Raw genomic sequence first — 26,938 nt, forward strand, 5'->3', positions numbered from 1 at the left:
AGGGGGAATACCCGCTGGTTATTGCACCGTGCGTGTCTGTGTTTTATATCATGGGTGAGGGCTGACATCATACCCTTGCCGATATGGGGCAGAAAATGGCTTATTATTGACATGCTCGTTAGCTGCTGCACAATGTCATACACACTGATCATATAGCCAGTATGGAATCATGATGGACAAGTCTAGTTCTAAAACCTTTAAACTCTCTTCTCGCTATTCCCCTTCCGGTGATCAGCCGACGGCTATCAACCAGTTGCTTGAAGGGCTGGAAGCCGGCCTTGCTCATCAGACCCTGCTGGGGGCGACGGGGACAGGTAAAACTTTTACGGTGGCCAATGTGATTGCCGAGTCAGATAGACCAACGCTGATTCTGGCACCGAACAAAACCTTGGCAGCACAATTGTACGGTGAGATGAAAGAGTTCTTCCCGGACAATGCGGTTGAGTATTTTGTTTCCTACTACGATTACTACCAGCCGGAAGCTTACGTCCCGACGACAGATACCTTTATCGAAAAAGATGCGTCAGTCAATGCGCATATCGAACAGATGAGGCTGTCTGCCACCAAAGCGCTGATGGAGCGCCGTGATGTGGTCATTGTGGCATCGGTGTCGGCGATTTATGGTCTGGGCGATCCTGACTCATACCTCAAAATGATGCTGCACGTGCGCCGTGGCGACATCTTGGATCAGCGCGATGTCTTGCGCCGCTTGGCTGAGTTGCAATATACCCGAAACGATGTCGCCTTCGAGAGGGGTAACTTCCGGGTACGGGGAGAGGTGATCGACATCTTCCCGGCTGAATCTGAGAAAGAGGCGGTAAGGATCGAGCTGTTTGACGATGAAGTTGATTGCATCAGCATGTTTGATCCGCTAACAGGTGCCATATTGCAACGGGATCTGCCTCGCTGCACGATCTACCCTAAAACTCACTATGTTACCCCACGGGAGCGTGTCCTTGAGGCTATCGATGGCATCAAGGAGGAGCTCGATGTACGCAAAAAGCAACTGCTCGACAACAACAAGCTGGTCGAGGAGCAGCGTATTAGCCAGCGAACTCAGTTCGATATCGAAATGATGATGGAGCTTGGCTTCTGCTCGGGGATCGAAAACTACTCCCGCTACCTCAGTGGCCGTGCCGAAGGTGAGCCGCCACCGACCCTGTTTGACTACTTGCCGCCGGATGGCTTGTTGATCATCGATGAGTCCCATGTCACCGTCTCGCAAATTGGTGCGATGTACCGCGGTGACCGCTCTCGCAAAGAAAACTTGGTGGAATATGGTTTTCGTCTGCCGTCGGCACTGGATAACAGGCCTCTGAAATTCGAGGAGTTTGAGTCTCTGGCTCCCCAGACGTTGTATATCTCGGCAACACCGGGCCAGTATGAAATCGACAAATCCGGCGGGGATATTGCCGAGCAGGTTGTTAGGCCAACAGGGTTGCTCGATCCGGAGATTGAAGTCCGCCCGGTTGCGACTCAGGTTGACGACCTGCTGTCTGAAATTCGGATCCGCGAGGCCAAGCAGGAGCGGGTACTGGTAACCACGTTGACCAAACGGATGGCAGAGGATCTCACTGAATACCTGACTGAGCACGGGGTCAGGGTGCGCTACCTGCATTCGGATGTCGACACGGTTGAGCGGGTTGAGATCATTCGCGATCTGCGGCTGGGGGAATTCGATGTCCTGGTCGGGATCAACTTGCTGCGTGAGGGCTTGGATATGCCGGAGGTCTCGCTGGTGGCGATCCTCGATGCCGATAAGGAGGGCTTTTTGCGCTCCGAGCGTTCGCTGATCCAGACAATCGGCCGTGCCGCCCGTCACTTGGAAGGCAAGGCGATATTGTATGCCGACAGGATCACCGGCTCGATGGAGCGGGCGATGAATGAAACCAACCGACGCCGTGATAAGCAGATCGCCCATAATGAAAAGCATGGCATTGTGCCCAAGGCACTCGAAACCAAAGTGTCCGACATTATGGAATTGGGGGCCCCGGGCAAGGGCAGCAAAGCCAACCGCGCAGCACAGCTGCATAAAGTTGCCGAGAAGAAGGCAACCTATACCACGATGTCTCCGCAGCAGCTGGAAACGGAAATTCTGCAGCTTGAGAAGGAAATGTATGATGCTGCCCAGAACTTGGAGTTTGAAAAAGCGGCTGAGCTCAGGGACAAAATCCACACATTGAGAGAGCAATTTATTGCCAATAGCTAGCCAACGCGAGACGGTAAAATAGGTAAGGAAAAGCGGGCAAAAAAAAGCCAACCGAGAATAGGTTCGGTTGGCGTCATTGTTTTATTGAAATAATTCCAAAAACAACGTCAGTTGGCTAGGTTGACTCTCAGGAAGAGTCACTATGAATAAAGCATGATGTGTGCCAACTTTTTATGGCCCTCTTTAATTGCACTTTTTTAAGGGTTTAACAGCAAAATTAGCCGTGTATATTGATTATTTGTGGACACGGATTCGCATTTTGCAAAGCAATTTGCGATTCATAATGCCAAGGCAGTGCAAGTCAGTTATATTTGAGTGATAGATTAGAAAAAGTCACATCGTTTTTTTTCTTTTGTTTACAATTAGTAAAGATTGGTGGGACTTGGAGGGGCAATGGAAAGCAGATTACAACAGCGTCGTATTTTGATGGTTGAAGATACCGCCTCAGTCGCTGCGTTATATAAGTCGTACCTTAATCCATTAGGGGTATCAGTGACCATTGTGGGCTCGGGGGCGGAAGCGCTGGACTTTGTCAAAGGTGTCACGCCCGATTTGATCCTGCTCGACCTGCGGTTGCCTGATATGCAAGGCATGCAGGTGCTGGAAGTGGTTAAGCGAGACAATCCTGACATCCCCGTGGTCATTATGACTGCTCATGGCTCAATCGATGTGGCTGTTGAAGCGATGCGATATGGTGCCATCGATTTTCTTATCAAGCCTTGTGAAGCTGACCGCCTGAGGGTGACCGTTAACAATGCGCTCAAAGACGGAGACCGTAAGGCCAAAGGTGAAACCTACCAGGCTGCGCCCAAGCAATCTGGCGCCCAATATCAAGGGTTTATCGGTAACAGCCTGCCTATGCAGGCTGTTTACCGGGTGATCGAGTCTGCCGCAGCCAGTAAGGCTACTGTGTTTATCACCGGGGAGAGCGGTACCGGTAAAGAGGTCTGTGCCGAAGCGGTTCATGCGGCCAGTCCACGCAACGACAAACCTTTTGTCGCTCTCAATTGTGCCGCGATCCCCAAAGAGCTGATCGAGAGTGAATTATTCGGTCATGTGAAAGGGGCATTTACCGGTGCGTCGACTGAGCGCCAAGGTGCCGTCGAGTTAGCGAATCATGGTACGTTGTTCCTTGATGAGCTTTGTGAAATGGATTTGGATCTGCAAAGCAAATTGCTCAGGTTTATCCAGACCGGCACTTACCAAAAAGTCGGCTCATCTAAAACCAGTACCGTCGATGTCCGGTTTGTTTGTGCCACTAACCGCAATCCTTGGCTGGAAGTGCAGGAAGGCCGTTTTCGTGAAGACCTTTATTATCGTCTGCATGTGATTCCCGTGACGTTGCCTCCGCTACGTGAAAGGGGGGGAGATGTGATGGAGATCGCCCATGCCTTGCTGGCGTTGATGTCAGTTGAGGAGGGTAAAAACTTTTCCCGTTTCTCTCCGGAGGTCAGCTCTCTGTTCGAGCAATATCACTGGCAGGGCAATGTCCGTGAACTGCAAAACGTTATTCGAAATATCGTTGTGCTAAATTCGGGCGAAGAAGTGACTTTGGAAATGGTCCCACCTCCAATTAACCAAGCTGGTGTTAAAATTGCATCATTTCAGCCTGTTGCCACTGGTAGCATCGAGGGGGAAGCTCTTCAACCCGAGGTCAGTGGATTAACAATCATAGATAAATCGCAGGTTGAACCGCTGTGGATTGTCGAAAAGCGCGCAATCCAAGCAGCTATCGATGCTTGTGATGGCAATATTCCACGTGCTGCGGGGTTGCTAGAAGTCAGTCCGTCAACAATTTACCGGAAATTACAAGCCTGGCAGGAATCGCAAGGTTAGTTGTAGGGAGAGAAATACATAATGACAATTAATGCCGAGACTATTAAACGCATGGCAGATGAAGTCGGTCAGGAAACATTGACATTACTCCTCAATGTATTTAGCGATGAATTGGAACAGTACCAGCGCCAGCTCTTGGACCAGCCCACGATCAGTGAGGTTAGAGAGATCTGCCATTCGTTAAAGAGCAGCGCGGCCAGCTTCGGTGCTGATGAGCTCGCTGATATGGCCCAAGAGTGTGAATCACGTGTCAAGCAAGGGCAGGATGAGTGGATTGTCACCCATCTGCCAGAGTTTAGGCAGATGGTTGAAGGTATGGCAATTGAGTACAAGCGCTTAGCCTGCCATGATAATCCGGTGAATAGCCTGTTTTAACTTTTCCCTGTCGTGTCGCCATTGATGGTTGTTAGACGCAAGTGAGGTAATATGCTGGTTGTATCTTGCATCCAGCCCTTCGGACTTCTCGTCAGCAAGCACAATATCAATTTGGCGGCCTCCCATCGAGCGTTCACACCAATTGAGCATTTGCGGTAGCGTCATCATGCCTGCCGGACCGTGTTCTTTATCCAAGTTGGTGACAAAAACTATTCTGGCTTTGCATTTCTTCAATGCTTGCTCAATTTCTTTTAGCAACAGTGGCGGCATGACGCTGGTTAGGAAACTGCCAGGACCGAGCAATATGATATCAGCGTGCTGGATAGCGATGACGGCTTCTTTGGTTGCCGGCACGGCCGGTTCGATGTATAGCCGCTGAGGTACATCAGCCAGCTCATCCACGCTGGTTTCACCGCAAATAATCTCACCTCCCGGAGTCATCGCTGACAGATCGGCAGGGTGCTCGGTCATCGGTACAATATGCGTTTTGACTTTCAGCATATCGCGGATCAAGTTGATTGCTTCCAATGGCCTGACCGAGAGGTTATCCAGTGCCTTTAGCATCAGGTTGCCCAGGTTATGGCCATTCAACTCGCCGTTGCCACGGAATCGATACTCGAAAATCATCGAGCCGACGGAAGGCTCAGTAATAAGCTGGTTGATACAGTTGCGGGTATCGCCCCAAGCAATCCCCCCTTGGCAGGCGCGGATCCGACCGGTTGAGCCACCATTGTCGGTAGTGGTTACAATACCGGTTACATTCTCGCCATGTTCAGAGAGGGCCGAAAGCATGCGGCCGAGACCATGGCCACCACCAATAGCAACAATTTTGGCTTCTGTAATATTATTCACTGTAGTGTTTGTCATCATTGGCTGAAAAGTGTGAACTAAGTAGATGCAGTGTATCGCGTTAGTTGTATTGAATACAGGCCTTGCCCCTGTGGTGGTATGCCTGTCACGTATTGTGGGCGTAGGGCGAATAAAAAATGCCCTCTATGGGGGGAGGGCATGGGATGGAACGGTCTGGCTACCGCCGTTGCAGCATGAGCGCAGCGGGGTAAGGAGTCTACCAGGCTATAATCTAATGGGTTTTTTGCATAATGCTGATCAGGTAGTCATAGGTCTCTAAGCAGCTTGGCGCTGTCAGCAGCATCTGTTTTTCACTGGCCGGTACGGGGAGCAGCTCCAACCAGCGTTGGCAAAGCCAGCTCAGGTTGTCGAATTGTTTTTTATGGTGTAGCTCGCCAAGCTCCGGATGTTTGCTGAACATTTGCTTGAGCTTTTCAGCCAGGATTTGCTGGTCTTGGCGCACCTCGGTTTCGGGCCAGGGAGGAATGAATTGGCAGTCTCCACAGAAGAAGCCTTCATCAGTTTGCTCCAGATGGTTGATTGTGAAATTTTCGTGGCCCGCAACAGTAACGATCAAGCAGCCGTTGTTTGGCGAGATATCAAAATCTTCAACCGTAACGCGAGTGCCAATTTGGAAGAAGTTGTGTCCGTGCTCGTCTTGGTCGAACATACAGACACCAAAACTGTTACTACCTTCACGTAGCGCGGCTTTGAAAGCTTCCATCTGCGGTCCAGGAGCAATGCGTAGGGGAATGCGACCACCGGGTAAGACGTGGCGTTTTTGGAAGAGTAGCGGCATGTAAGTGTTCATAGTCTAATCCGGTTGCAAAATGTCTGATGAAGTAGACATTGCAAATGGGATACCAATTTTACAAACCGCTTATAGTTTGTTTTCGGCGCTTTTGACCCAATTTGTCTTTCTAAAATGCAAAAAAGTACCAATTTACAATTTGCATTTTGCGAATTATTTCTGATTCGCAATGATTTTCATTGCATTATCGCTGGGTAGCAACTCCAAATGACTTTGCTCATCAAAGTACCAGCCTTTGATTAAACCTTTCTCCTGCATGTCAATAAAACCGTTAATAACCAGCTTGGCTTGTTCGCGAGCATGTGCCAAATCTAATCCCTCTTCGCGTTGTAAGTAGAGGGCAATATCATCGACTGTCGCAGATTCAATAATATTGGACATAATATCCTCACAATCAGTAAGAAATTTTCCGGGTATTCCCTTTAGTAGTATTGTCGTGAATTCGGCTGAAAGGTAGAATGCAGCACGAAAAAACTGAGAGTTTGCCTATATGGCATTTCCTCTGATATTTTTATAACTAATACGCTATTGTGCGCATTTTGGTTTTATCCTGTGCGGTACAATTGCCATGCTCCGAGCTTTTTTCACTAAGTTCCCGGCTAAAGGGGATAAGTGATTCAAGCCAGTGACAAGTTGTCACCAGGGTCGATAAAGAAATGCATCGGCCTCCCGTACTTGGAAAGGTGTTCCGTGGCGAAACAATTTGAAGATAATTATCATCGCAAGTTCTATTACTTGCGTTTGTCGGTTACAGACGTCTGTAACTTTAAGTGTACTTACTGCCTGCCGGATGGCTACCATCCTCAACAGAAGAAAAAGCCATCGTTTCTGACGCTTGAAGAAATTCAACGCGTGACAGGGGCGTTTGCTCAGTGCGGCACATCAAAAGTACGCATTACCGGTGGCGAGCCAAGCCTGCGTCGTGATTTTACCGATATCATCCGTACGGTTGCCGAGCAACCCGGTATCCGTAAAGTCGCAACTACAACCAATGGTTATCGCATGGCCAGACATGTCCATGAGTGGCGAGATGCAGGCCTTACCAATATCAATGTCAGTGTGGATAGCCTTGACCCGAAGATGTTCTACCAAATCACCGGTGAGAATATGTTCAATCAGGTGATGGAGGGGATCGATGCTGCGTTTGATGCCGGCTTCGAGCAGGTCAAGGTCAATACCGTATTGCTCAAAGACCTCAACTCTCAGCAGTTGCCGCAATTCCTGAACTGGATTAAGACACGGCCAATCCAGCTGCGCTTTATCGAACTGATGCAGACCGGTGAAATGGATCAACTGTTCAATAAGCACCATGTCTCGGGTGTCAGTATTCGCAATTACCTAATAGCCAACGGCTGGGTACTGAAGCTGAAAAGCAACAACGATGGCCCTGCACAAGTCTTTTGCCACCCCGATTACCAGGGTGAAATTGGCCTGATCATGCCTTACGAAAAAGATTTCTGTAAGAGCTGCAACCGCCTGCGCGTCTCTGCCTTGGGTAAACTACACCTGTGTCTATTTGGTGAACATGGCGTGGATTTACGTGACCTGCTTCAGCAGGATGAACAGCGTGACGAGCTCATTGCCCGTATACAAGGTGGATTGGCTGAAAAAGCGGTGAGCCATTTCCTCGATGAGGGGAATACCGGTATGACACCAAACCTTGCCTCTATCGGTGGCTAAACGCCACCTTTCAAATTTTCTTTTTCTGTTTTGGGACAGACGGATGAACCAATTTACGCATATCAACGCTTCTGGGGAAGCTAACATGGTTGACGTGTCAGCAAAAAATGACACGGTTCGAGAAGCACGCGCTGAAGCTTTTGTGCATATGGCGCCGGAAACTCTTCAGTTGATCGTTTCTGGTCAGCACCACAAAGGCGACGTGTTTGCTACCGCGCGTATTGCCGGTATTCAGGCGGCGAAAAAAACCTGGGATTTGATCCCACTTTGCCATCCACTGCTGCTATCCAAAGTTGAAGTGCAGCTGGAAGCGATAGAAGCTGAAAATATGGTTCGTATCGAATCATGCTGTAAACTGGCGGGTAAAACAGGCGTCGAAATGGAAGCCTTGACGGCTGCTTCGGTAGCGGCCTTGACCATTTATGATATGTGTAAGGCCGTACAGAAAGACATGGTGATTGGACAAGTGCGTCTGCTGGAAAAAACAGGCGGTAAATCTGGGCATTTTAAGGTGGAATCATGATTAACGTATTATTCTTCGCTCAGATTAAAGAGCTCGTTGGTGTCGACCGTTTGGAGGTCACGGCAGACTTTGCCACTGCCGAATCGTTGCGCCAGCACCTTGCTGAAAAAGGCGATAAGTGGCAGCTGGCGCTGGAGCAGGGCAAGCTGCTGGTAGCGATTAACCAAACCATCAGCTCGCTCGAGAGTGAAATTAAAGACGGTGACGAAGTGGCTTTCTTCCCGCCTGTAACTGGGGGCTAAACATGATTTCTGTTCAGTTCGAAGACTTTTCTGTTGCTGAAGAGTACAGCTTGTTATCACAGGGTACCGATGCCGGCGCAGTTGTCACCTTTGTCGGAAAAGTCCGTGACTTCAACCAAGGTGATGCGGTAACGGGGTTGTCATTGGAGCACTACCCTGGCATGACGGAAAAGTCTCTGGAAGAGATTGTCGAGCAAGCTCGTGAGCGCTGGCCTTTGCTGAAAACCCGTGTTATCCACCGTGTGGGTGATCTAGAACTTGGTGATCAGATTGTCTTCGTTGGCGTAACCAGTGCCCACCGTGGCGCGGCATTTGAAGCTTGTGAGTTCATTATGGACTACCTGAAAACCCGTGCGCCGTTTTGGAAGAAAGAGCAGACGCCGGATGCATCTCGTTGGGTCGATGCTCGCGAAACCGATACCTCTGCTGCCGGTCGTTGGCAGCAAAAATAACTTTTTGTGGCACCTGTTCTTAGCAGGTGCCAACATCACCACGCCTCACGCCTCACGCCTCACGCCTCACGCCTCACGCCTCACGCCTCACGCCTCACGCCTCACTCTCGCATAATCTTTCTCTATTATTCAGCTATTCTTTCAGTGAGCTCTGTGCTACTTTGAAATTGATCGTATAAATAACCAATAAAAGTGAATGGTTATTGGTTATTTATCTGGTCTTCGGAATCGGCCAGAGGCAATATCAAGCAATGAAAGAAGGAGTATGCCAATGATCAGGAGCGATCGACTACTCTATGAACTTGAGCCCGATGGTTTTGGTAGCCGCCACTGTGAATCATGGGAACAATGGCAGCCCAAAGCGCATCAGGTCCTACCTAACTTCCCTGACGATGTGTTGAAGCAGTGGCTATACCGGCACTGGAAAGGCGTTTTGTGCAACTGGGGCTGGCTGGATTTTCAGTCAATGCGGTTTGAACTTGAATCCTGGACCAGTGAGCAAATTCAGTCACAGATCCGTACCCCACACCAAGAGGTGGTCGATAAGTTATCACGTCGGATGACGAACCCGATTTTTCAACGTAGCTGGCTGGTACAGCAGATGCAAGAGATGGGGACGTGGCCGCAGGCGCCAATTGTCCTAAGTTATGAACGGGATATCGCTATGGCCAATGGTAAGTCGCTAAAGGCGCCTTTTAACTTGTTGGAAGGCCACCACCGGTTGGCATACTTGAGCAAGATTATTGAGCAGGGAGTATATCACCAAGATAAGCATGATATTTGGGTGATTCGTATCCCAACCCACTAATAGAATAATCCACTGACACATCGCGGATTAATAAAGGGGGAGTAGCGAGAGGGCTACTCCCCCTTTTTATACACGTGGTTTCTTATTGAGTGTTAACATTGTAGCGCAATAAATCTGTCTCACATGTTGCCGTTTTGTTTCTTTAGGTGTTTAAAAAGTGAGCAATTGAAGGTTTTTGTTATATCTTTTTTGCCATTTATTTTATTTCTTATGCTTTATTGTTATGGATAAATTTATTGTTTGGTCTAAAGCTACGCTGAATAAAGTCTGAGCTAGGTTACTGTAAAGATGAATAATAATGGTGGTTTTAAGGTTTTTTGTGATTTTTTATGTTTTCTGTTTATGTTTTTTTAGCTAGCTAAAAGTGTTGATATATTTTTTTATGTCAGTTTTTTGCTCTATTGATGATTTTTTTTGTTGTTGATATGTTTCATTTCGGCTCAGGACGAGTCAGCAAGATTAAAAAAATTATTACAGGTAAGTAAAAATGAAAAAAACACTTCTAGCAGTAGCAATCCCAGCAGTACTTTTCGCTCATTCTATTTCAGCCGCTGAAGTATACAAATCAGACGAAGGATTCGTTGATTTTTATGGTCAGCTTAGAACTCAGTTGGAAAAAAAAGAGGATAAGGATGTCACTCTAAATGCGGGTTCTTCAAGGGCCGGTGTACAGGCACAATACTCCGTTACAGATTCTGTTGATGTATTTGGTAAAGTTGAATTTAGCCTTAACTTCACTGATGGCGAAGACTATGAAATGAAAAACCGTCTACACTTCGCCGGTGTAGATACAGACTTTGGTAAAATTACATTTGGTCGACAGTGGATCGTTTCAGATGATGTTGGTGTAGCTGATTATTCATACTTCAACGGTGGTTCAGGTAACTTATCAGGAATTCTCTCTGGAGGTCGCCATGATTCTTATATTAAGTACAACTATGAAGGCGAACAGTTCTGGTTAGCTGCTGGCTTTGGTCTTCCTGAAGACGATACAAACCAAGAGCTAGCTGAGCTTTATGTTGGTTCAAGCATCAATGGTTTCAGCTTCAACCTAGGTGGAGGTGTAAATACTGACAAATCTGCTTCTGCTGTTGAACTAGAAAACACTTACTACGAAGCAACAGTTGATTACACCACAGGCCCATTCCTAATTGGTTTCACCTACTATACAAATGAGCTTAAAGACACAATCAGCGGACTTTCTATTGATGGGGATTCTTACACTGTAGCCGCTACTTACAGTTGGGCTGATAATGCTACCGCTTATGCTGGTTACGAGTATACAGAGCAGAAACTGAGTGTTGGTAGTCTAAGCGAAGACAGCACAGTAATTTATGTAGGTAGCGATTATCACTTCAATAGTTATGTGCGTGTATATGCCGAGTACGCCTATCTAGATGGTGCAACTTTGGGCTATACCAACAAAGAATCTGATAACACAGTAGAACCAGGATCACGTGCAGATGGTGATAACTACTTCGGAGTAGGCGCTCGCGTTTACTGGTAAGCCTACCCAACGTTCATTGTCTTATTTATTTTTGCCCGGCCAAGTGTCGGGCTTTTTTGTGCGTGTAAAGAAAAATGGCAAAGCTATATCAAGGAGGGAAAATTCAATCAAACTTCTTGAGTTGCTGGTAGCACTTTCTCTCAGCGGCATTGAGCTCCATCATCAGGCGGTTGATATCGGCTTGTTGTTGCCTGAGTTTCTGTTGGCGCGACTGGATGGTATGGAGCATATGCTGCACCTGGGAAAGACTCTGGGATCCTGAGTCATAGAGCTGGAACAACTCTTGTATCTCCTGCAGGCTGAACCCCAGACGCTTACCGCGGAGGATCAGTATCAACCGGGCTCTGTCATGCCTCGAGAAGATCCTGGCCTTTCCTTGCCGTTGTGGACTGAGCAGCCCTTGATCCTCATAGAAGCGGATGCTGCGTAGGGTGACCGAAAACTCATCGGCGAGCGCTGATATGGTATAGGCCTCTTCTGGGTGGCTGCTATTGGACATTATGACTTCCTGTGATGTTGCCTGTTTTCAGTTCGATCACTCCCTGATCTGGCCTGATGATTTCACAATACAATGGCTATCACAAGTTTTTAACATGGTGCGGCGAAATAGCGAAGAAAAAGCCCCTCTACGAGGGGCTTGTTGTTGTCGTGCCTATCAAGCTGTGTTGATACGCTTATTCCGCTTTTGGCTTGCGTGATGGTGGTACGTAGCCGTGGCGGACGCGGGAAGGACTTGGACGTGAGAAACAACCTGCTGGTCTCATATTTTCTAACTCTCAAGGGTAACGGAACGGGAACGGAATATGGCTTAAACCAAGGCTTTAGCCAACAAAACGATAGTAGCGTTAATGAGACGTGAGAGAAACGTATCAACGTTGAAAAGTTCAGTGATGTGAGAACTTAATCTATTAGACATGTTTTATATAAAGTTTGGTTATTATAACTCAGTGCCTCTTCGCGGCATGGCAGGCAGGATAACGGATCCTGTGCCATAGTTAAATCTGTGCTAGGTGACAGGCTTCACTTGGTACAGTCTATCTGTTATGGGTCAATAGTGCTGTGGTTAACAGCGGAGGGTTCCATGAAGCATAAAAGAATGTCAAACCGTCGTATCAAGCAAATGCTGGAAGATATCAATCACGATGGTCTATTTGATGAGGCTATTGGTAACGAGCACAACGCAATGGTGGAGGGCAAAGAACAATCAATCAATGAAGTGCCTCCGAACATAAACATGGATAGCGAGAATAAATAAGAAAGCGCCGCAAGGCGCTTTTTTTATAGGTAAAAGTCATATTTTTACACCTTTGTTATTGACATATTGAGTTGTTGTAAAAAATAGAAGAGATTTCTGCTGCTAATTTATGCAAACTTACAATTATTTATTCAGTTTTTACTCTTTTTTGGCTCAATTGGCGGATTTTTCTCTTGATTTTGGATTTTGTGATAGATCTAGCTGCAACACAACTTTGAGCTAGGTGCTTATGCTAGCGGCATAGTGCTTATTAAGGATTATGTCGGTTTTTGTAATCAAAATGTGGCAAATTACTTCAATGCCTGATAATGTTTTGACCAATTCTTCGGTTTGCTTTGTATTGTTTAGGATTAACGATGCGAATATTGTGAGATGGCACCGGCTGGAGAACGCAAGGACGTATCTAACGATGTATTGGAGTTAATGCATGTATAAGAATAAAATCACCCAGGCGATTCTCCTGGGCGCTGGCATGGCTGTAGCGGCTACTTCTTTTTCTACTCTTGCTGCTGACGTGCCGGAAGGGGTAAAGCTTGCTGCCAAGCAAGAGTTGGTGCGTGGTAACGGTACGGAAGTTGCCTCGCTAGACCCACACAAAACGGAGGGTGTGCCTGAGTCACACGTTATCCGTGACCTGCTTGAAGGCTTGGTAAACCAAGATGAAAATGGTAACACTGTCCCTGGTGTTGCTGAGAGCTGGGAAACTACTGACAACCGCACATTTACATTCCACCTGCGCAAAGATGCTAAATGGTCCAACGGCGATCCTGTGACTGCCCACGACTTCGTGTACAGCTTCAAGCGTGCTGTTGATCCGGCGACGGCATCTCCGTATTCATGGTACCTGGAAATGACCACCATGAAGAACGCAGATGAAATCATCGCGGGTAAAGCCGACAAAGAAACTCTCGGCGTATCAGCGAAAGACGATTACACACTGGTTGTTGAGCTTGAGCAAGCTGTTCCATACTTTGTTAAGATGATGGGCCACACTACGGTTAAGCCAGTAAACCGCAAGGTTGTCGAGAAGTTCGGCGACAACTGGACCAAGCCAGAAAACTTCGTGGGTAACGGCGCATACACCCTGGACAATTGGGTTGTGAACGAGCGTATCGTGTTAACTCGCAATGAGAACTACTGGGATAACGATAACACGGTTATCAACAAGGTTACTTTCCTGCCAATTGAAAATCAGGTAGCTGAAATGAACCGCTTCCTGGCGGGTGAGATCGATATTACCAACGAGCTGCCGAACGAGCACTTCCGTCGTCTTCAGAACCAGCACGCTGATTCTGTGTCTATCTCTGGTAACCTGTGTTCTTACTACTACGGCTTCAACAATGAAAAAGCGCCATTTAACGATGTGCGTGTTCGTAAGGCGCTATCTTACGCGATTGACCGTGATGTAGTGACCAAGGCACTGCTTGGCCAAGGCCAGAAGCCAGGCTACTTCCTGACGCCAGAAATCACTGCTAACTTCAATCCAGTGACGCCTGAGTATGGCCAGATGACGCAGAAAGAGCGTAACGCGAAAGCGAAAGAGCTGCTTGAGGAAGCCGGCTTTGGCCCAGGCAACCCGCTGAACTTCACCCTGCTTTACAACACGTCTGAAAACCACAAGAAGATTGCAGTTGCGATTGCTTCTATGTGGAAGAAGAACCTGAACGTCACAGCTACGCTTGAGAACCAAGAGTGGAAAACGTACCTAGATACTCGTCGTCAGGGTAACTTCGACGTTACACGTGCAGGCTGGTGTGGTGACTACAACGAAGCATCAAGCTTCCTGTCACTGATGCAGAGCAACAACAGTTCTAACGACCCTCGTTACAACAGCAAGGCATACGATGCGATCATGGCAAAAGCGCTGGAGTCCACTTCAGATGCAGAGCGTGAGCAGCTATACATCGAGGCTGAGCAGCTACTAGCCTCAGATATGCCAATTGCTCCTATCTACCAATATGTGAAAGCGCGTCTGGTTAACCCGAAAGTGGGTGGCTACCCTGCGAACAACGCAGAAGACAAGCTTTTCTCCAAAGATATGTACATCATTGCTGACTAATAGCCAGCAAGAAGCATGATAATAAGCGCTGCTCTCGGGACGGGAGCAGTGCCCTTTCTGGTTTTTCACGCCAGTATTTATTGACTGTCACAGACTAAAAAGAACGGTGGAGTTTATGATTAAATTCATCGCAAAACGGATTTTTGAAGCAATACCAACCCTGTTGGTGTTAATCACAATTTCCTTTTTCCTGATGCGCTTTGCACCAGGCAACCCATTTTCCAGCGAGCGTCCGCTTCCCCCGGAAGTGATGGCTAACATCGAGGCCAAGTATGGTCTGGATAAGCCGGTATTCGAACAATACACCACGTACCTTGGCAATATTGTGCAAGGTGATTTCGGTCCTTCTTTCAAATATAAAGATTTCACCGTCAACGAGCTGGTGTCTAAAGCCCTGCCGGTCTCGGCGAAAATCGGCTTCTTTGCCTTTATTTTTGCCTTGGTGATGGGGGTCACCGTCGGCACCATTGCCGCCTTGAAGCAAAACAGTTGGATAGACTACTGCATAATGTCGACGGCCATGGCCGGGGTGGTGATGCCGTCGTTTATTCTCGCCCCGGTATTGATCTATATCTTCTCGATTAACCTGGGCTGGCTACCCGCGGGGGGCTGGAACGACGGCGGCCTGAAATTTATGCTGTTGCCAATGATGGGGATGTCACTGCTGTACGTAGCAACGTTCGCCCGTATTACCCGTGGTAGCATGATCGAAACCCTCAATAGTAACTTCATCCGTACCGCTCGCGCCAAGGGCCTGAGCTACGGCTATATCATTATCAAGCACGCCCTGAAGCCTGCGTTGCTGCCAGTTGTTTCCTACATGGGTCCGGCTTTCGTCGGTATCATCACGGGTTCAGTCGTTATCGAAACCATTTTCGGCCTACCGGGTATCGGTAAGCTGTTTGTTAACGCCGCCTTTAACCGTGACTACTCTCTAGTATTGGGTATCACTATCCTGATTGGTTCTTTGACCATTATTTTCAACGCCATTGTCGACATTGTACTGGCGTACATTGATCCGAAAATCCGTTACTAAGGAGCCCAACCGATGATGCTGACTAAAAAAGAAAACGTAGAAGCGGTTGAGAATTTTTCCGAGCAATTGGAAATTGAAGGCCGTAGTTTGTGGCAGGATGCCCGCATCCGCTTTATGCGCAATAAAGCGGCGATGGTGAGCTTGACGATCCTCTGCTTGATCTCCTTGGCAGTGATCTTTGGCCCGATGTTCAGTAACTATGCATTCGATGACACCGACTGGTATGCATTGCACGCCGCTCCGAGCTTTGGTCCGGAAGGCCATTTCTTTGGTACTGACAGCCTGGGCCGAGACCTGTTCACCCGTACGCTGATCGGCGGCCGTATCTCCCTGATGGTAGGTATCATGGGGGCATTGGTCGCAGTTTTGATTGGTACGCTTTACGGTGCAACCTCCGGCTTTATTGGTGGCCGGACCGACCGTGTGATGATGCGTATCCTGGAAATTCTCTACTCGATCCCATTCATGTTCTTCGTGATCGTATTGGTAACTTTCTTCGGCCGTAACATCATGCTGATCTTTGTGGCGATCGGTGCGATTTCATGGCTCGACATGGCACGTATTGTTCGTGGTCAAACCTTGTCGTTGCGCAGTAAGGAGTTCATCGAGGCGGCTCGGGTATCTGGCGTAAGCCAGTGGCGGATCATTACCCGCCATATTGTGCCGAACGTATTGGGTATCGTCGCGGTTTACTCAACTTTGCTAGTGCCATCGATGATCCTGACAGAATCGTTCCTGAGTTTCCTTGGCTTGGGGGTACAGGAGCCAATGACCAGCTGGGGTGCCTTGCTACAGGAAGGTTCACAAACGATGGAAGTCGCCATCTGGCAGCTGATGTTCCCAGCGGCATTTATGGTGGTTACGCTGTTCTGCTTTAACTATGTGGGTGACGGTTTGCGTGACGCACTGGATCCAAAAGACAGATAACAAGAAGGCCTCGGTCTACCACCACGGAAGAGGGCAGGTAGGCCAGAGGTAGATAGATTATAAGGAAGTACTATGAGCTTATTAGATGTCAAAGATCTACGCGTAGAATTCAAAACTCAAGACGGCATTGTCACCGCGGTAAACGATCTAAACTTTTCGCTCAACCAAGGCGAGACCTTGGGTATCGTCGGTGAGTCCGGTTCGGGCAAGAGCCAGACGGTATTCGCTATCATGGGCCTACTGGCTAAAAACGGCATGATTGGCGGCAGTGCCAAATTTGAAGGCCGTGAAATTCTCAACCTACCAGAAAAAGAACTTAACCGGATCCGTGCCGAACAAATCGCAATGATTTTCCAGGATCCGATGACGTCACTGAACCCGTACATGAAAGTTAGCGATCAGCTGATGGAAGTACTGATGTTGCACAAGGGAATGGGCAAGGCTGAAGCATTCGAAGAAAGTGTTCGCATGCTGGAAGCGGTGAAAATCCCTGAAGCACGCAAGCGTATTACCATGTACCCGCACGAATTTTCGGGCGGTATGCGACAGCGTGTAATGATTGCCATGGCACTTTTGTGTCGTCCTAAACTACTGATTGCTGATGAGCCGACAACAGCGTTGGACGTGACGGTACAGGCGCAGATCATGGAGTTGTTGAATGAACTGAAAACAGACTTCAATACTGCGATCATTATGATCACCCACGATCTGGGGGTGGTTGCCGGTAGCTGTGACAAAGTATTGGTAATGTACGCTGGCCGTACCATGGAATACGGCAAGATTGATGAGATTTTCTACAAGCCATCGCACCCATATACAGAAGGTTTGTTGAAAGCCATTCCGCGCCTTGATACCGAGGGCGAAGAGCTGCCAACAATCCCGGGTAACCCACCGAACTTACTGAGTTTGCCTGTCGGCTGTCCTTACCAGGAGCGATGCCATCGTGTATCTAGCCGTTGTTCGCAAGAAGCGCCTCAATTAAAGGCATTTACTGAAGGTCGCTTGCGCGCGTGTTTTTCTGATATGGGGACGTGGTAATGGAAGCTCAAAAGAAAGTATTACTTGATATTCATGATCTGAAGGTTCACTTCAGCATTGCTCAGAAATCCGCATGGCCGTGGACCAAACCATTGAGCTTGAAAGCGGTTGATGGCGTTGATATCCGTCTCTATGAAGGTGAGACGCTGGGTGTGGTTGGTGAATCTGGTTGTGGTAAATCAACCTTCGCCCGTGCGGTTATCGGCTTGGTTGAAGCAACCGATGGCAAGGTGGTTTGGTTGGGTCAGGACTTGACCAAGCTGGACCACAAAGCGATGCGCGAAAAACGTAAAGACATCCAGATGATTTTCCAGGATCCGCTGGCATCGCTGAACCCGCGTATGACGGTAGGTGAAATTATCGCTGAGCCATTGAAAGCTTACTTTCCGGAGCTTTCGGCAGATGATGTGAAACAGCAAGTTAAGGCCATGATGGCCAAAGTAGGTTTGCTACCTAACGTAATCAACCGTTACCCGCATGAATTCTCAGGGGGGCAGTGTCAGCGTATTGGTATTGCCCGTGCCTTGATCCTAAAGCCCAAGTTGATTATTTGTGATGAGCCGGTATCGGCTTTGGACGTATCGATTCAGGCACAGGTCGTTAACCTGCTTAAATCGCTACAGAAAGAAATGGGCCTGAGTCTGATCTTCATTGCCCACGACTTGTCGGTAGTTAAGCACATCTCGGACCGCGTGCTGGTGATGTATTTGGGCAATGCGGTTGAGATGGGGGAAGCCGAGGCACTGTTCAGTGAGCCGAAGCACCCATACACCAAAGCCTTGATGTCGGCAGTACCGATCCCTGATCCGGAGTTGGAGCGCACCAAGCACATTGAGCTGCTGGAAGGCGATTTGCCTTCACCGATGAACCCGCCTTCAGGCTGCGTGTTCCGGACCCGTTGTCCAGTGGCGACGGCCGAATGTGCGAATAAAAAGCCAGTGCTAAACGGCAACGATATTCATGCAGTTTCTTGCCTCAACGCTCAATAATTCAAGCCTGTGACAGGCTTTGGGCGCGGTGTAAAAACCGCGCCTTTTTTGTTTGTAATCTGGCTAAAAAGCCAATAAATTTAATTATTTATGCTATTGGTGCCTGTGTGACCTACATGTCACAATATGCAAAATATGGCGACTGGGTCCAAGGTTTGACACAGTACCGATAACGTTTGTTGTCGAATAAATGTAGTAGTAACAAGGATTGTTGTATGCGGTCATTATCCGTCAAATGGAAAATAGCCCTGATGGCCGGGCTAGCCTTACTGGCGACAGTTATAGTCTTAACAGGCCTGTCATTTTATTTCGCCTCCCAAAACCAACAGCTCGTTAGCCAGCAGGTTTTCTCTACTCTTAGGGAAAAATCCCAACTGGTCGTTCAGGCCCAAGCAGAAAAGCAAAGCACGACGGTTCAGCAGTACCTGGATGAAGCGACGCACCGCGCTGAGATGCTGGCCCAGAGTGTACTGTTCCTAAAACACAATGCTGAAGAGAATTACACCAATAGCTCTGAATTGCGTGGTTCTATCAGCGAGTTATTACGTCGTACCGTAAATGAGTTCGAGAATATTCATGGTGCCTTTGTGGTGTTTAACCCTGATGCCCTGGACGGTGAAGATAGGAATTATGTTGGAGCCGATTATGTGGGTGCCAATGAACAGGGACGCTTTGCGCCGTATTGGGCGAAATCACCATCCGGTGATGCTGAACAATTTATCTATTCAGAGTCGCAGTTGATCTCTCGCCAAAGGCTATGGTCACAGTGTCTGAGCAGCCAAGCGAGTATGTGTGTGTCTAATCCGCTGTTGGCAGGGTTCGGTCAGCTGGCACCTATTGTTAGTACCATTACTGTCCCGCTTGATATTGACGGAGAGATCGTCGGGGTGATGGGAATTGATATTCAGCTTTCTCCATTACAGCCACTAATTCAATCTGTCGACCAAGCGTTGTTTGATAGTGCCGGCAATGTCAGCCTGATCAGCCAGAATGGCACAATCGTGGCTTGGGATCAGTCGCAAAGTCGAGTCGGCCAGCTCTTTAATCAAAACGACGGACTGCCGGCGGAACTAACCCGCTGGTTACAGGGAGGCGAAGAGCAAGTGCTCTGGACGGGTGATCAGCTGTGGCTCTATGCCTACACACCGGTCCAGCTTGGGCTGGTGCGCTGGGGAATTGTTATCCAGTTGCCGGTGGCACGGGTGCTGGAAGAGGCAATCGCTTTGGACGCAGATATTTCGCAGCAGCGTGACCAGTCGGCATGGGTTCAGTCGGTTGCAAGTTTGGCGGTCGCGGTTACTGGCTTGCTGGCGGTTGTCTTCGCTGCTTCTCGTGTGGTGGCTCCGATCCGCCATGTTGCTGAACGATTGGAAGACATTGCGACGGGGGAAGGGGATTTAACTCAGCGCTTGCCTGTCGCGCAAAATGATGAAGTCGGCCAGCTTGCCCTTTGGTTCAACCGTTTTTTGGATAAACTCCAAGCCACTATCGGTGATGTCGTGGTTGCGGTGAACGATGTGGGTATGACGTCTGAACAAGCAGCAGAAGTCGCTAACCATACCCGCGACGGCAGTCAGGCCCAGTTCCGGGAAGTGGATATGGTGGCCACAGCGTCGGAAGAGCTGGCACAGACCGCCGAGCAAGTTGTGGGCTATACCGAAACGGCCGTTGTGGCTGCCGGCCAGGCCGATAGTGCGGTGCGAGATGGTCACGGGGTGATCAAACAATCAGCAATATCGATGGATAGCTTGGTGGCCAGGATGGAAAATGCCGTGCCGGTTGCCAAGGAGCTTGAGACCAATAGTGAAGACATCAACCAGATCCTCCAGGTAATTGAAGGCATTTCCGAGCAGACTAATTTGTTGGCCTTGAATGCCGCCATCGAAGCAGCTCGTGCCGGTGAGCAGGGGCGTGGTTTTGCCGTTGTAGCCGACGAGGTGCGCCAGTTAGCCAGCCGGACACACGACTCGGTCGGGCAGATCCGTACTGTGATTGAAGTATTGCAACAAGGTACGCGTGATGTTGTCGTTGCGATTGAAGAGGGTAACCAGTTAGCCGGTGAGACGTCCTCTCAAGTTGGCCGCGCCGTGGTCAGCCTCGGACAAATTACGGAGGCGGTGGCATCTATTCAATCAATGAATGAGCAAATCATGCATGCGGCCCATGAACAGCAAACAGTATCGGCTGAAGTTAACCACAATGTGTCGAATATCCGAGGTTTGAGTGAGAACATCCTTGAGCAGGCGGAGAAGTCTGCGGGTATTGGCAAGCGGTTGGCTGACCTATCCAAGCATCAGCAGTCGTTAGCCGGGCAATTTAAGCTCTGAGTTATATACCCGGTAACCGCATCAACACCAACACCGGGCAAACACCCGGTGTTTCATTTAACAATCGACTATTCAACGGGATACCAGTATCCGTAGTTGATCAGCTGGGTCAGTAAGGCGATAAAGGCCGGATGATCGATGAGTTTGCCCAGCTTATCCTGACTGATGGTTTCAGCATCGCACAGGTAGGTCGCCGCCGTGCCGCACTCTTCTGGTAGTTGGTAGCTTTCACCATTGATAAAGAGCTGGTGCGGTTGTTCGGGGTAGTAAAACGCCCGGAGGCCACCCAGTCGTTTTAGCACTTCACCACTTTCGAGAAACTGGTAGACTTCAGCGGCTTGCCATGGTGGATCAGCGGCAATGATATCAAGTTCGTGGCGATTTTGGCTGAGGTGTTCACCCATCCACTGTTTTATCATCTCAGGGTGATCTAACAGGCTGCGCATCATGGCTTCCATATCGGCGCGCTCGCTGGCCATGATTGCCCCTGGTGTTTTGCGAGCCGGTAAATCAGGGTTGTGGTAATGGACATCACCCACCTCGTTGGCAATCACATAATCGGCAAAGCTGCTGAGTAACTCTTGTTTCTTCGGTGAGCGAAAGCCGATAGAAAAACTCATCGCCGTCTCGATGGCATAGCCGTCGTGCGGGAAGCCCGGCGGAATATAGAGGATATCGCCCGGCTCGAGGACATCGTCAAGAATAGGCTCGAAATCTTTGATCTGGCGAAGTGCCGGATGGCCATGCTTTTCTTCGTAGTCTTCTTTTTGAGGCCCTACGCGCCAGCGCCGCTTACCCGAACCTTGTACGATGAAGACATCGTATTGGTCGATGTGCGGGCCGACACCGCCGCCTGGAGTGGAATAGCTGATCATCAGGTCATCGAACAACCAGTTCGGTAATTGGCGAAAAGGCGTTACTAAGCTGGCCGCCCCCTCATGCCAGTGGTTAGCGGCCTGTACCACGAAGGACCAGTTATCTTTTGGCACGTTGTCGAAAGTAAGCGGGCCATGTTTGACCTCCCACTCGTTGCCGTGCTTGGCGATATAGCGAGAGTCGACCTCTTCTTCCATGGCAAGGCCTGCCAACTCGTCAGGACTGATAGGATCGGTAAACTTATTGAATCCACCTTTGATGATAGTGGGTTTCTTTTGCCAGAATTCGGCAAGGAACGCTTCGAAAGAGAAGGTGAGCTGATACATAGTTTTGCTTTTAAACGCTGACAATGATGTTGAGATTATACGCATAAGTATGTCGTGGCAGTGGATTATTTGCGAAAAAGAGCGAGCAGCACTGTTTCGTGAGATGGGCCATCATTGGCTAATGCTTAAAGTGATAAGCTGGGTAATTCAATCTTTTACAGCGAAATTGTCGAGAAAGAGAACGAAAATGAAACCTGCACCTATTAAAGAACTAATCACGTTCGAAGACTTTGAAAAACTGGATATCCGAGTTGGCACGATCACAGCTGTTGCTGAAGTTGAAAAATCGAGGAAGCTGATGAAGCTGACAGTGGATTTTGGCGATCACGTTCGCTCTATCCTTGCCGGGATAAAGCAAGAGCGTGAAAACCCTTTTGAGATTGAAGGCAAGCAAGCCTTGTTCGTGGTGAATTTACCCGAGCAAAAAATGGCCGGTGAGGTATCTCAGGGAATGCTGTTTGATATTGGCTACGCTGACAAGTTGACACCTTGCCTCGCTATACCGGAAGCCACAATTCCGAATGGCAGCCGAGCGGGCTAGATAACAGGTAGTAGGTTAGTTAGATAGAGGAAAAATATGACCGGGAAGCTGTATTTCTTCTGCGGCAAGATGGGGGCGGGAAAGTCTACCAAGTCCAAGCAAGTTAGCATTGAGCGAAATGCTGTCTTGCTATCGGAAGATGAATGGTTGGCAGCGCTTTATCCCAATAAGGTTGCTTCGTTCCAAGATTACATCCACTATTCAGGTTTGATGAAACCATTAGTCCGGAGCCATGTTCAACGCATTCTATTAACTGGCACCAATGTGGTATTGGATTTTCCTGCTAATACCCAAAGCCAACGGACTTGGTTCTTATCTCTAGCCTCTGAAGTTAATGCCAATCATGAACTTATTTACCTGCAGGTAAGTAACGAGCAATGTCTCAGGCAGATAGCGAAAAGGCGAGCCGAACAACCGGAGCGGGCAGCGTTTGATAATGAAGAAATGTTCAACCATATTACTCAGTTTTTCGAGGCTCCTGACAGCAGCGAAGGTATCATGATAACTGTTGTTTCAAACGGGTAGTGCGGTGATAACGAGCGGCAAAATTCTGATTAGCCGTTAGAATACACTCGCATAGACCGAAGTGAGCCAATACTATATATGGCAGATTCATTGATAGAAGAAGTAATGTATGTCTTTCCCTCCTTGCCCTGTTTGTAACTCTGAGTTTGTGTACCCGGATCAAAACCAGCTGATCTGTCCCGAGTGTGCGCATGAATGGAACCCGTCTGAGCCTTCTGGCGAAGAGGAGTTTACCGTTAAAGATGCCAACGGCACATTGTTGGCTGAAGGGGATAAAATTACGCTAGCCAAAGATCTCAAAGTAAAGGGGAGCTCTATGGTGATGAAGATTGGCACCAAGGCGGTCATTCGTCGGATCGTTGAAGGCAAGGATCATCAACTGGACTGCAAAGTTGATGGCGCGGGCGAAATGATGGTAACGGCGAAGTTCGTGAAAAAAGCCTAAACATCGGTAACAAAAAGGCCAGCAATCAGCTGGCCTTCCTTTATGCGAGATATAACCTTGCGATTACAGCTTGTCAGTTAGTTTAACTGCGTCACCGATGTAGTTCGCTGGGGTCATTTCTTTCAAGCGTGCTTTCTCGTGCTCTGGTAGTTCCAGACCATCGATGAAGTTGCGCATGCCTTCGCCGTCAACACGCTTACCGCGAGTTAGCTCTTTTAGCTTCTCGTATGGCTTCTCGATGCCGTAGCGACGCATTACTGTCTGTACCGGCTCGGCCAGTACTTCCCAGTTTTTGTCTAGCTCGGCTTCAAGAGCAGCCTGGTTAACTTCTAGCTTGCTGATACCTTTAAGGGTTGAAGTGTATGCAATGATTGCATAGCCACAGCCAACACCTAGGTTACGAAGTACTGTTGAGTCAGTCAGGTCACGCTGCCAGCGAGAAACAGGCAGTTTCTGTGCTAGGTGGCCGAAGATAGCGTTAGCTAGGCCAAGGTTACCTTCAGAGTTTTCAAAGTCGATTGGGTTAACTTTGTGCGGCATAGTCGATGAGCCGATTTCGCCAGCGATAGTCTTCTGCTTGAAGTGACCTAGAGCGATGTAGCCCCAAACATCACGGTCGAAGTCTAGAAGAATCGTGTTGAAGCGAGCGATAGCATCGAATAGCTCAGCGATGTAGTCGTGCGGCTCAATCTGAGTGGTGTATGGGTTCCAAGTTACGCCAAGAGATTCCGTGATGAACTCTTCACTGAACTGGTGCCAGTCAACGTCTGGGTAAGCAGATAGGTGAGCGTTGTAGTTGCCTACCGCACCGTTGATTTTCGCAAGAATTTCAACGTTAGCGATTTGCTTGTACTGACGTTCCATACGGTATGCAACGTTAGCCATTTCTTTACCCATAGTCGATGGAGAAGCTGGCTGGCCGTGGGTACGAGAAAGAAGCGGTACTTCACGGTATTCGTTGGCTAGGGCCTTGATCGCATCGATAACGTTGCGGATCTCAGGCAGGATCACTTGCTCGCGCGCTTCATGCAGCATCAGTGCGTGAGAAGTGTTGTTGATATCTTCAGATGTACATGCGAAGTGAATGAACTCGTTCACTGCGTGTAGCTCTGGTACTTCTGCAACTTTTTCTTTCAGGAAGTATTCAACAGCTTTTACATCGTGATTAGTCGTGCGCTCAATGGTCTTGATGCGCATTGCGTCTTCTTCGCTGAACTCAGCAGCAATGCGATCAAGGAAGGCATTGGCTTCAGCGCTGAACGCAGGAACTTCCACGATAGCATCAGTAGCGGCTAGTTTCTGTAGCCAGCGGATTTCAACGATTGTACGGTACTTTAGCAGACCAAATTCACTGAAAATGCTGCGTAGTGCAATCGTTTTACTTCCGTAGCGGCCATCTACTGGGGAAACAGCAGTCAATGCTGACAGTTCCATGTTGCTCTCTCCTGATTCAATTAAGGTTTAAACAAGGTGTAACTCTCACCCTTGCAAAATCGACGCAAGGGGATGAAAAAGGTGCCAGCTTAAGGGCTGGCACAAAATATTTTGTTAGCAGCGGGCAAGTAGGATTTTCGCCTGCTCGACCATCTGCTTGCGTCCGAAGATCAAGTGGCGTCGTTTGCCACCGACCTGGCGCCATAGCACCGCAGAGCGAATTGCGGCGAGAAGTAAGGCACGCACTTTGTGCTGTACACTCTGCTGCTGAAGCTGTGCTGGTGTACCGGTCACCTGAATACGAGGGCCTAACGGGCTGATGATATCCAAGTAGATATTTGCCAGGTTGCTGATCATTTGGTCTTCAAGCAATTCGAAGTGATCCATCTGGCGCTGGGCGGTGCTAATACGGTCACCCAGCTGTGCCATGCTGTCGCGGCGGCTATCCAGCTTTCGTTCCAATGCCATTACACTAACCAGATAGCGAGTGATTTCATTACCCGAAGGAGTGTTATCAATCTCAGCTGCCAGTGCTTCGAGACCCATTTTCAAATTGGCTTCATTGCCGAAGATCTCAATAGTGTTTGACGGGTTGGTTGCCATGATGCTTCGCAGGCTAGCTTCCAGCGCGTCTTGGTCACAATGGCCATCTCGGGCAATCTTCTGAACCAGTTTTACGGCCTGACAAATACCAGCAAAGGCAATAGTACGGTCATAAACAGTGTGTGCCACGTGCGTCAACTCCCTTAGATACGCTTTTCAATAATACCGCCGCCAAGGCAGACTTCACCGCTGTAGAATACTGCAGACTGGCCCGGCGTTACCGCAATTTGCGGCTCGTCGAAGATAACCTTGATAGTCTCGTCATCAACCGGGATAACGGTACAAGGGATATCTTGCTGGCGGTAGCGTGTTTTAACCGTGCACTTGAACGGTTCGCGAATTGGTTGGCGGTCAACCCAGTGCAGCTGAGCGGCCACCAAGCCGTCTGACTTCAAGCGAGGGTGATCTTTACCCTGGCCAACAATCAGTACGTTACGCTCTACATCTTTATCAACAACGAACCATGGCTCTTCATTACCGTTGCCACCTTTCTGGCCCCCAATATGCAGCCCTTTTCGCTGACCTAGGGTGTGGTACATCAGACCCTGGTGTTCGCCGATGACTTTACCTTCATCGGCTGTTTCAATGTTACCTGGCTGTGCAGGCAGGTACTTGCTCAAGAATTCAGTGAACTTACGTTCACCGATAAAGCAGATACCGGTTGAGTCTTTTTTCTTCGCGGTGATCAGACCTTGCTCTTCCGCAATGCGGCGAACTTCTGGCTTCTCTAGCTCACCCACAGGGAACAAGCTGCGAGCGATCTGCTCGTGGCTCAATGTGTACAGGAAGTAGCTCTGATCTTTATTGTTATCAACGCCGCGCAGCATCTTCGGCAATTCACCTTCAGCCGTCGGGAAGCTGCGACGGGTATAGTGGCCCATGGCAATGTAATCGGCTTCCAGCACTTCGTCGGCAAAGTCCAAAAATGCTTTGAATTTAATTTCTTTATTACAAAGAATGTCTGGGTTCGGTGTGCGACCTGCTTTGTACTCTGCAAGGAAGTACTCGAACACGTTGTCCCAGTATTCTGCCGCAAAGTTGATGGTGTGCAGGTGGATACCCAGTTTGTCACATACAGCTTGCGCGTCAGCGAGATCTTCGGCTGCAGAGCAGTACTCATCGTTGTCGTCTTCTTCCCAGTTTTTCATAAACAGGCCTTCAACTTGGTAGCCCTGTTGAAGAAGAAGGTACGCGGATACCGAGGAATCTACACCGCCGGACATGCCGACAATGACTTTTTTCTGGCTGTTATCTGACATTTTACT

Annotated in this window: 27 protein-coding genes and 1 riboswitch; of the genes, 19 read left to right on the forward strand and 8 right to left on the reverse strand. The window is 48.7% G+C overall.

Annotated features, from left to right (window positions below):
• The first annotated feature begins 172 nt into the window (after nt 1-172).
• The 3 genes from uvrB to C9J03_RS07855 all read left to right on the forward strand — a co-directional run bounded on the left by uvrB (nt 173) and on the right by C9J03_RS07855 (nt 4,420).
• A complete protein-coding gene (gene uvrB / locus C9J03_RS07845; RefSeq protein WP_044622899.1) occupies nt 173-2,209 on the forward strand; it encodes an excinuclease ABC subunit UvrB in 2,037 nt (678 codons plus the stop codon).
• 393 nt (nt 2,210-2,602) lie between these two features.
• Nucleotides 2,603-4,045, forward strand: coding sequence for a quorum-sensing sigma-54 dependent transcriptional regulator LuxO (gene luxO, locus C9J03_RS07850; RefSeq protein WP_039456861.1), 1,443 nt, complete (start codon nt 2,603-2,605; stop codon nt 4,043-4,045).
• Between the two features lie 21 nt (nt 4,046-4,066).
• Complete coding sequence (locus C9J03_RS07855) at nt 4,067-4,420, forward strand: Hpt domain-containing protein (protein ID WP_039456858.1); 354 nt, start codon at nt 4,067-4,069, stop codon at nt 4,418-4,420.
• Here the strand turns inward: C9J03_RS07855 and yvcK are convergent.
• The 3 genes from yvcK to C9J03_RS07870 all read right to left on the reverse strand — a co-directional run bounded on the left by yvcK (nt 4,382) and on the right by C9J03_RS07870 (nt 6,461).
• The gene (yvcK, locus tag C9J03_RS07860; RefSeq protein ID WP_039456911.1) at nt 4,382-5,287 is read right to left on the reverse strand and encodes a uridine diphosphate-N-acetylglucosamine-binding protein YvcK; all 906 of its coding nucleotides are present in this window, start codon (nt 5,285-5,287) and stop codon (nt 4,382-4,384) included. The two genes, C9J03_RS07855 and yvcK, sit on opposite strands and share 39 nt — an antisense overlap.
• 214 nt (nt 5,288-5,501) lie before the next feature.
• Nucleotides 5,502-6,080, reverse strand: coding sequence for an LON peptidase substrate-binding domain-containing protein (locus C9J03_RS07865; protein WP_044622900.1), 579 nt, complete (start codon nt 6,078-6,080; stop codon nt 5,502-5,504).
• A 153-nt stretch (nt 6,081-6,233) separates the two neighbouring features.
• A complete protein-coding gene (locus C9J03_RS07870) occupies nt 6,234-6,461 on the reverse strand; it encodes a hypothetical protein (protein WP_039456852.1) in 228 nt (75 codons plus the stop codon).
• 178 nt (nt 6,462-6,639) lie between these two features.
• Nucleotides 6,640-6,782, forward strand: a riboswitch (molybdenum cofactor riboswitch).
• Between C9J03_RS07870 and moaA the strand changes: the two genes are divergently transcribed.
• The 6 genes from moaA (at nt 6,771) to C9J03_RS07900 (ending at nt 11,292) form a co-directional block, all read left to right on the forward strand.
• Nucleotides 6,771-7,760, forward strand: coding sequence for a GTP 3',8-cyclase MoaA (gene moaA, locus C9J03_RS07875; protein ID WP_044622901.1), 990 nt, complete (start codon nt 6,771-6,773; stop codon nt 7,758-7,760). Its footprint overlaps the riboswitch before it by 12 nt.
• 43 nt (nt 7,761-7,803) lie before the next feature.
• Entirely contained in the window at nt 7,804-8,283 is a 480-nt protein-coding gene (gene moaC, locus C9J03_RS07880) for a cyclic pyranopterin monophosphate synthase MoaC (protein ID WP_039456847.1), read from the forward strand.
• Nucleotides 8,280-8,525, forward strand: coding sequence for a molybdopterin synthase sulfur carrier subunit (gene moaD, locus C9J03_RS07885; protein WP_039456844.1), 246 nt, complete (start codon nt 8,280-8,282; stop codon nt 8,523-8,525). The genes moaC and moaD overlap by 4 nt, the downstream gene beginning before the upstream one ends.
• A 2-nt stretch (nt 8,526-8,527) precedes the next feature.
• Nucleotides 8,528-8,977, forward strand: a complete 450-nt coding sequence (gene moaE / locus C9J03_RS07890) for a molybdopterin synthase catalytic subunit MoaE (RefSeq protein WP_044622902.1) — start codon at nt 8,528-8,530, stop codon at nt 8,975-8,977.
• 271 nt (nt 8,978-9,248) lie between these two features.
• Entirely contained in the window at nt 9,249-9,785 is a 537-nt protein-coding gene (locus C9J03_RS07895) for a hypothetical protein (protein ID WP_044622903.1), read from the forward strand.
• A gap of 487 nt (nt 9,786-10,272) precedes the next feature.
• On the forward strand, nt 10,273-11,292 hold the full coding sequence (locus C9J03_RS07900; RefSeq protein WP_044622904.1) for a porin: 1,020 nt from the start codon (nt 10,273-10,275) through the stop codon (nt 11,290-11,292).
• 103 nt (nt 11,293-11,395) lie between these two features.
• Here the strand turns inward: C9J03_RS07900 and C9J03_RS07905 are convergent, their stop codons facing one another.
• A complete protein-coding gene (locus C9J03_RS07905) occupies nt 11,396-11,791 on the reverse strand; it encodes a MerR family transcriptional regulator (RefSeq protein ID WP_044622905.1) in 396 nt (131 codons plus the stop codon).
• A gap of 582 nt (nt 11,792-12,373) precedes the next feature.
• On the opposite strand from C9J03_RS07905, the gene C9J03_RS26660 reads away from it, so the two are divergent.
• From C9J03_RS26660 to C9J03_RS07935, 7 genes are all read left to right on the forward strand, one after another.
• The gene (locus C9J03_RS26660) at nt 12,374-12,547 is read left to right on the forward strand and encodes a hypothetical protein (RefSeq protein ID WP_156136276.1); all 174 of its coding nucleotides are present in this window, start codon (nt 12,374-12,376) and stop codon (nt 12,545-12,547) included.
• A gap of 427 nt (nt 12,548-12,974) precedes the next feature.
• The gene (locus C9J03_RS07910; RefSeq protein WP_039463972.1) at nt 12,975-14,606 is read left to right on the forward strand and encodes an ABC transporter substrate-binding protein; all 1,632 of its coding nucleotides are present in this window, start codon (nt 12,975-12,977) and stop codon (nt 14,604-14,606) included.
• 115 nt (nt 14,607-14,721) lie between these two features.
• Nucleotides 14,722-15,642 (forward strand): oligopeptide ABC transporter permease OppB, encoded by a 921-nt coding sequence (oppB, locus tag C9J03_RS07915; RefSeq protein WP_039463976.1) that lies wholly within the window; start codon nt 14,722-14,724, stop codon nt 15,640-15,642.
• A gap of 15 nt (nt 15,643-15,657) precedes the next feature.
• Nucleotides 15,658-16,569 carry an oligopeptide ABC transporter permease OppC gene (oppC, locus tag C9J03_RS07920; protein WP_039463993.1) on the forward strand — a complete coding sequence of 304 codons (912 nt, stop codon included), beginning with the start codon at nt 15,658-15,660 and terminating at the stop codon, nt 16,567-16,569.
• A 72-nt stretch (nt 16,570-16,641) separates the two neighbouring features.
• Nucleotides 16,642-17,607, forward strand: a complete 966-nt coding sequence (gene oppD, locus C9J03_RS07925; protein ID WP_039463978.1) for an ABC transporter ATP-binding protein — start codon at nt 16,642-16,644, stop codon at nt 17,605-17,607.
• A complete protein-coding gene (oppF, locus tag C9J03_RS07930; protein ID WP_039463982.1) occupies nt 17,607-18,596 on the forward strand; it encodes a murein tripeptide/oligopeptide ABC transporter ATP binding protein OppF in 990 nt (329 codons plus the stop codon). Before oppD ends, oppF begins: the two co-directional genes overlap by 1 nt.
• 215 nt (nt 18,597-18,811) lie before the next feature.
• Nucleotides 18,812-20,923, forward strand: coding sequence for a methyl-accepting chemotaxis protein (locus C9J03_RS07935; protein WP_044622906.1), 2,112 nt, complete (start codon nt 18,812-18,814; stop codon nt 20,921-20,923).
• Nucleotides 20,924-20,991: 68 nt separating this feature from the next.
• On the opposite strand, the gene C9J03_RS07940 is transcribed toward C9J03_RS07935, so the two are convergent.
• Complete coding sequence (locus tag C9J03_RS07940) at nt 20,992-22,125, reverse strand: ribosomal protein uL16 3-hydroxylase (RefSeq protein WP_044622907.1); 1,134 nt, start codon at nt 22,123-22,125, stop codon at nt 20,992-20,994.
• 187 nt (nt 22,126-22,312) lie between these two features.
• Here C9J03_RS07940 and C9J03_RS07945 point away from each other — a divergent pair, with 187 nt between their 5' ends.
• The 3 genes from C9J03_RS07945 to C9J03_RS07955 all read left to right on the forward strand — a co-directional run bounded on the left by C9J03_RS07945 (nt 22,313) and on the right by C9J03_RS07955 (nt 23,636).
• Nucleotides 22,313-22,666 carry a tRNA-binding protein gene (locus C9J03_RS07945; protein ID WP_044622908.1) on the forward strand — a complete coding sequence of 118 codons (354 nt, stop codon included), beginning with the start codon at nt 22,313-22,315 and terminating at the stop codon, nt 22,664-22,666.
• Nucleotides 22,667-22,702: 36 nt separating this feature from the next.
• The gene (locus C9J03_RS07950) at nt 22,703-23,191 is read left to right on the forward strand and encodes a P-loop nucleotide/nucleoside kinase family protein (RefSeq protein WP_044622909.1); all 489 of its coding nucleotides are present in this window, start codon (nt 22,703-22,705) and stop codon (nt 23,189-23,191) included.
• A gap of 109 nt (nt 23,192-23,300) precedes the next feature.
• On the forward strand, nt 23,301-23,636 hold the full coding sequence (locus tag C9J03_RS07955) for a zinc ribbon domain-containing protein YjdM (protein WP_044622910.1): 336 nt from the start codon (nt 23,301-23,303) through the stop codon (nt 23,634-23,636).
• Between the two features lie 63 nt (nt 23,637-23,699).
• Here C9J03_RS07955 and purB read toward each other — a convergent pair whose 3' ends face one another.
• From purB to mnmA, 3 genes are all read right to left on the reverse strand, one after another.
• Nucleotides 23,700-25,070 carry an adenylosuccinate lyase gene (gene purB, locus C9J03_RS07960; protein ID WP_044622911.1) on the reverse strand — a complete coding sequence of 457 codons (1,371 nt, stop codon included), beginning with the start codon at nt 25,068-25,070 and terminating at the stop codon, nt 23,700-23,702.
• Between the two features lie 114 nt (nt 25,071-25,184).
• Nucleotides 25,185-25,802: a high frequency lysogenization protein HflD gene (hflD, locus tag C9J03_RS07965; RefSeq protein ID WP_044622912.1), complete on the reverse strand. Its 618-nt coding sequence runs from the start codon at nt 25,800-25,802 to the stop codon at nt 25,185-25,187.
• Nucleotides 25,803-25,816: 14 nt separating this feature from the next.
• Nucleotides 25,817-26,932, reverse strand: a complete 1,116-nt coding sequence (gene mnmA / locus C9J03_RS07970; protein ID WP_044622913.1) for a tRNA 2-thiouridine(34) synthase MnmA — start codon at nt 26,930-26,932, stop codon at nt 25,817-25,819.
• Between the last annotated feature and the right edge of the window lie 6 nt (nt 26,933-26,938).

It is taken from the genome of Photobacterium gaetbulicola (assembly GCF_003025515.1).
Taxonomy (GTDB): Bacteria; Pseudomonadota; Gammaproteobacteria; order Enterobacterales; family Vibrionaceae; genus Photobacterium; species Photobacterium gaetbulicola.

Excerpts from the sequence above, each read along its gene's own strand:
- uvrB (WP_044622899.1), top strand. The coding sequence starts at position 173 with ATGGACAAGTCTAGTTCTAAAACCTTTAAACTCTCTTCTCGCTATTCC.
- luxO (WP_039456861.1), top strand. The coding sequence starts at position 2,603 with ATGGAAAGCAGATTACAACAGCGTCGTATTTTGATGGTTGAAGATACC.
- C9J03_RS07855 (WP_039456858.1), top strand. The coding sequence starts at position 4,067 with ATGACAATTAATGCCGAGACTATTAAACGCATGGCAGATGAAGTCGGT.
- yvcK (WP_039456911.1), bottom strand. The coding sequence starts at position 5,287 with ATGACAAACACTACAGTGAATAATATTACAGAAGCCAAAATTGTTGCT.
- C9J03_RS07865 (WP_044622900.1), bottom strand. The coding sequence starts at position 6,080 with ATGAACACTTACATGCCGCTACTCTTCCAAAAACGCCACGTCTTACCC.
- C9J03_RS07870 (WP_039456852.1), bottom strand. The coding sequence starts at position 6,461 with ATGTCCAATATTATTGAATCTGCGACAGTCGATGATATTGCCCTCTAC.
- moaC (WP_039456847.1), top strand. The coding sequence starts at position 7,804 with ATGAACCAATTTACGCATATCAACGCTTCTGGGGAAGCTAACATGGTT.
- moaD (WP_039456844.1), top strand. The coding sequence starts at position 8,280 with ATGATTAACGTATTATTCTTCGCTCAGATTAAAGAGCTCGTTGGTGTC.
- moaE (WP_044622902.1), top strand. The coding sequence starts at position 8,528 with ATGATTTCTGTTCAGTTCGAAGACTTTTCTGTTGCTGAAGAGTACAGC.
- C9J03_RS07895 (WP_044622903.1), top strand. The coding sequence starts at position 9,249 with ATGATCAGGAGCGATCGACTACTCTATGAACTTGAGCCCGATGGTTTT.
- C9J03_RS07900 (WP_044622904.1), top strand. The coding sequence starts at position 10,273 with ATGAAAAAAACACTTCTAGCAGTAGCAATCCCAGCAGTACTTTTCGCT.
- C9J03_RS07905 (WP_044622905.1), bottom strand. The coding sequence starts at position 11,791 with ATGTCCAATAGCAGCCACCCAGAAGAGGCCTATACCATATCAGCGCTC.
- C9J03_RS26660 (WP_156136276.1), top strand. The coding sequence starts at position 12,374 with ATGAAGCATAAAAGAATGTCAAACCGTCGTATCAAGCAAATGCTGGAA.
- C9J03_RS07910 (WP_039463972.1), top strand. The coding sequence starts at position 12,975 with ATGTATAAGAATAAAATCACCCAGGCGATTCTCCTGGGCGCTGGCATG.
- oppB (WP_039463976.1), top strand. The coding sequence starts at position 14,722 with ATGATTAAATTCATCGCAAAACGGATTTTTGAAGCAATACCAACCCTG.
- oppC (WP_039463993.1), top strand. The coding sequence starts at position 15,658 with ATGCTGACTAAAAAAGAAAACGTAGAAGCGGTTGAGAATTTTTCCGAG.
- oppD (WP_039463978.1), top strand. The coding sequence starts at position 16,642 with ATGAGCTTATTAGATGTCAAAGATCTACGCGTAGAATTCAAAACTCAA.
- oppF (WP_039463982.1), top strand. The coding sequence starts at position 17,607 with ATGGAAGCTCAAAAGAAAGTATTACTTGATATTCATGATCTGAAGGTT.
- C9J03_RS07935 (WP_044622906.1), top strand. The coding sequence starts at position 18,812 with ATGCGGTCATTATCCGTCAAATGGAAAATAGCCCTGATGGCCGGGCTA.
- C9J03_RS07940 (WP_044622907.1), bottom strand. The coding sequence starts at position 22,125 with ATGTATCAGCTCACCTTCTCTTTCGAAGCGTTCCTTGCCGAATTCTGG.
- C9J03_RS07945 (WP_044622908.1), top strand. The coding sequence starts at position 22,313 with ATGAAACCTGCACCTATTAAAGAACTAATCACGTTCGAAGACTTTGAA.
- C9J03_RS07950 (WP_044622909.1), top strand. The coding sequence starts at position 22,703 with ATGACCGGGAAGCTGTATTTCTTCTGCGGCAAGATGGGGGCGGGAAAG.
- C9J03_RS07955 (WP_044622910.1), top strand. The coding sequence starts at position 23,301 with ATGTCTTTCCCTCCTTGCCCTGTTTGTAACTCTGAGTTTGTGTACCCG.
- purB (WP_044622911.1), bottom strand. The coding sequence starts at position 25,070 with ATGGAACTGTCAGCATTGACTGCTGTTTCCCCAGTAGATGGCCGCTAC.
- mnmA (WP_044622913.1), bottom strand. The coding sequence starts at position 26,932 with ATGTCAGATAACAGCCAGAAAAAAGTCATTGTCGGCATGTCCGGCGGT.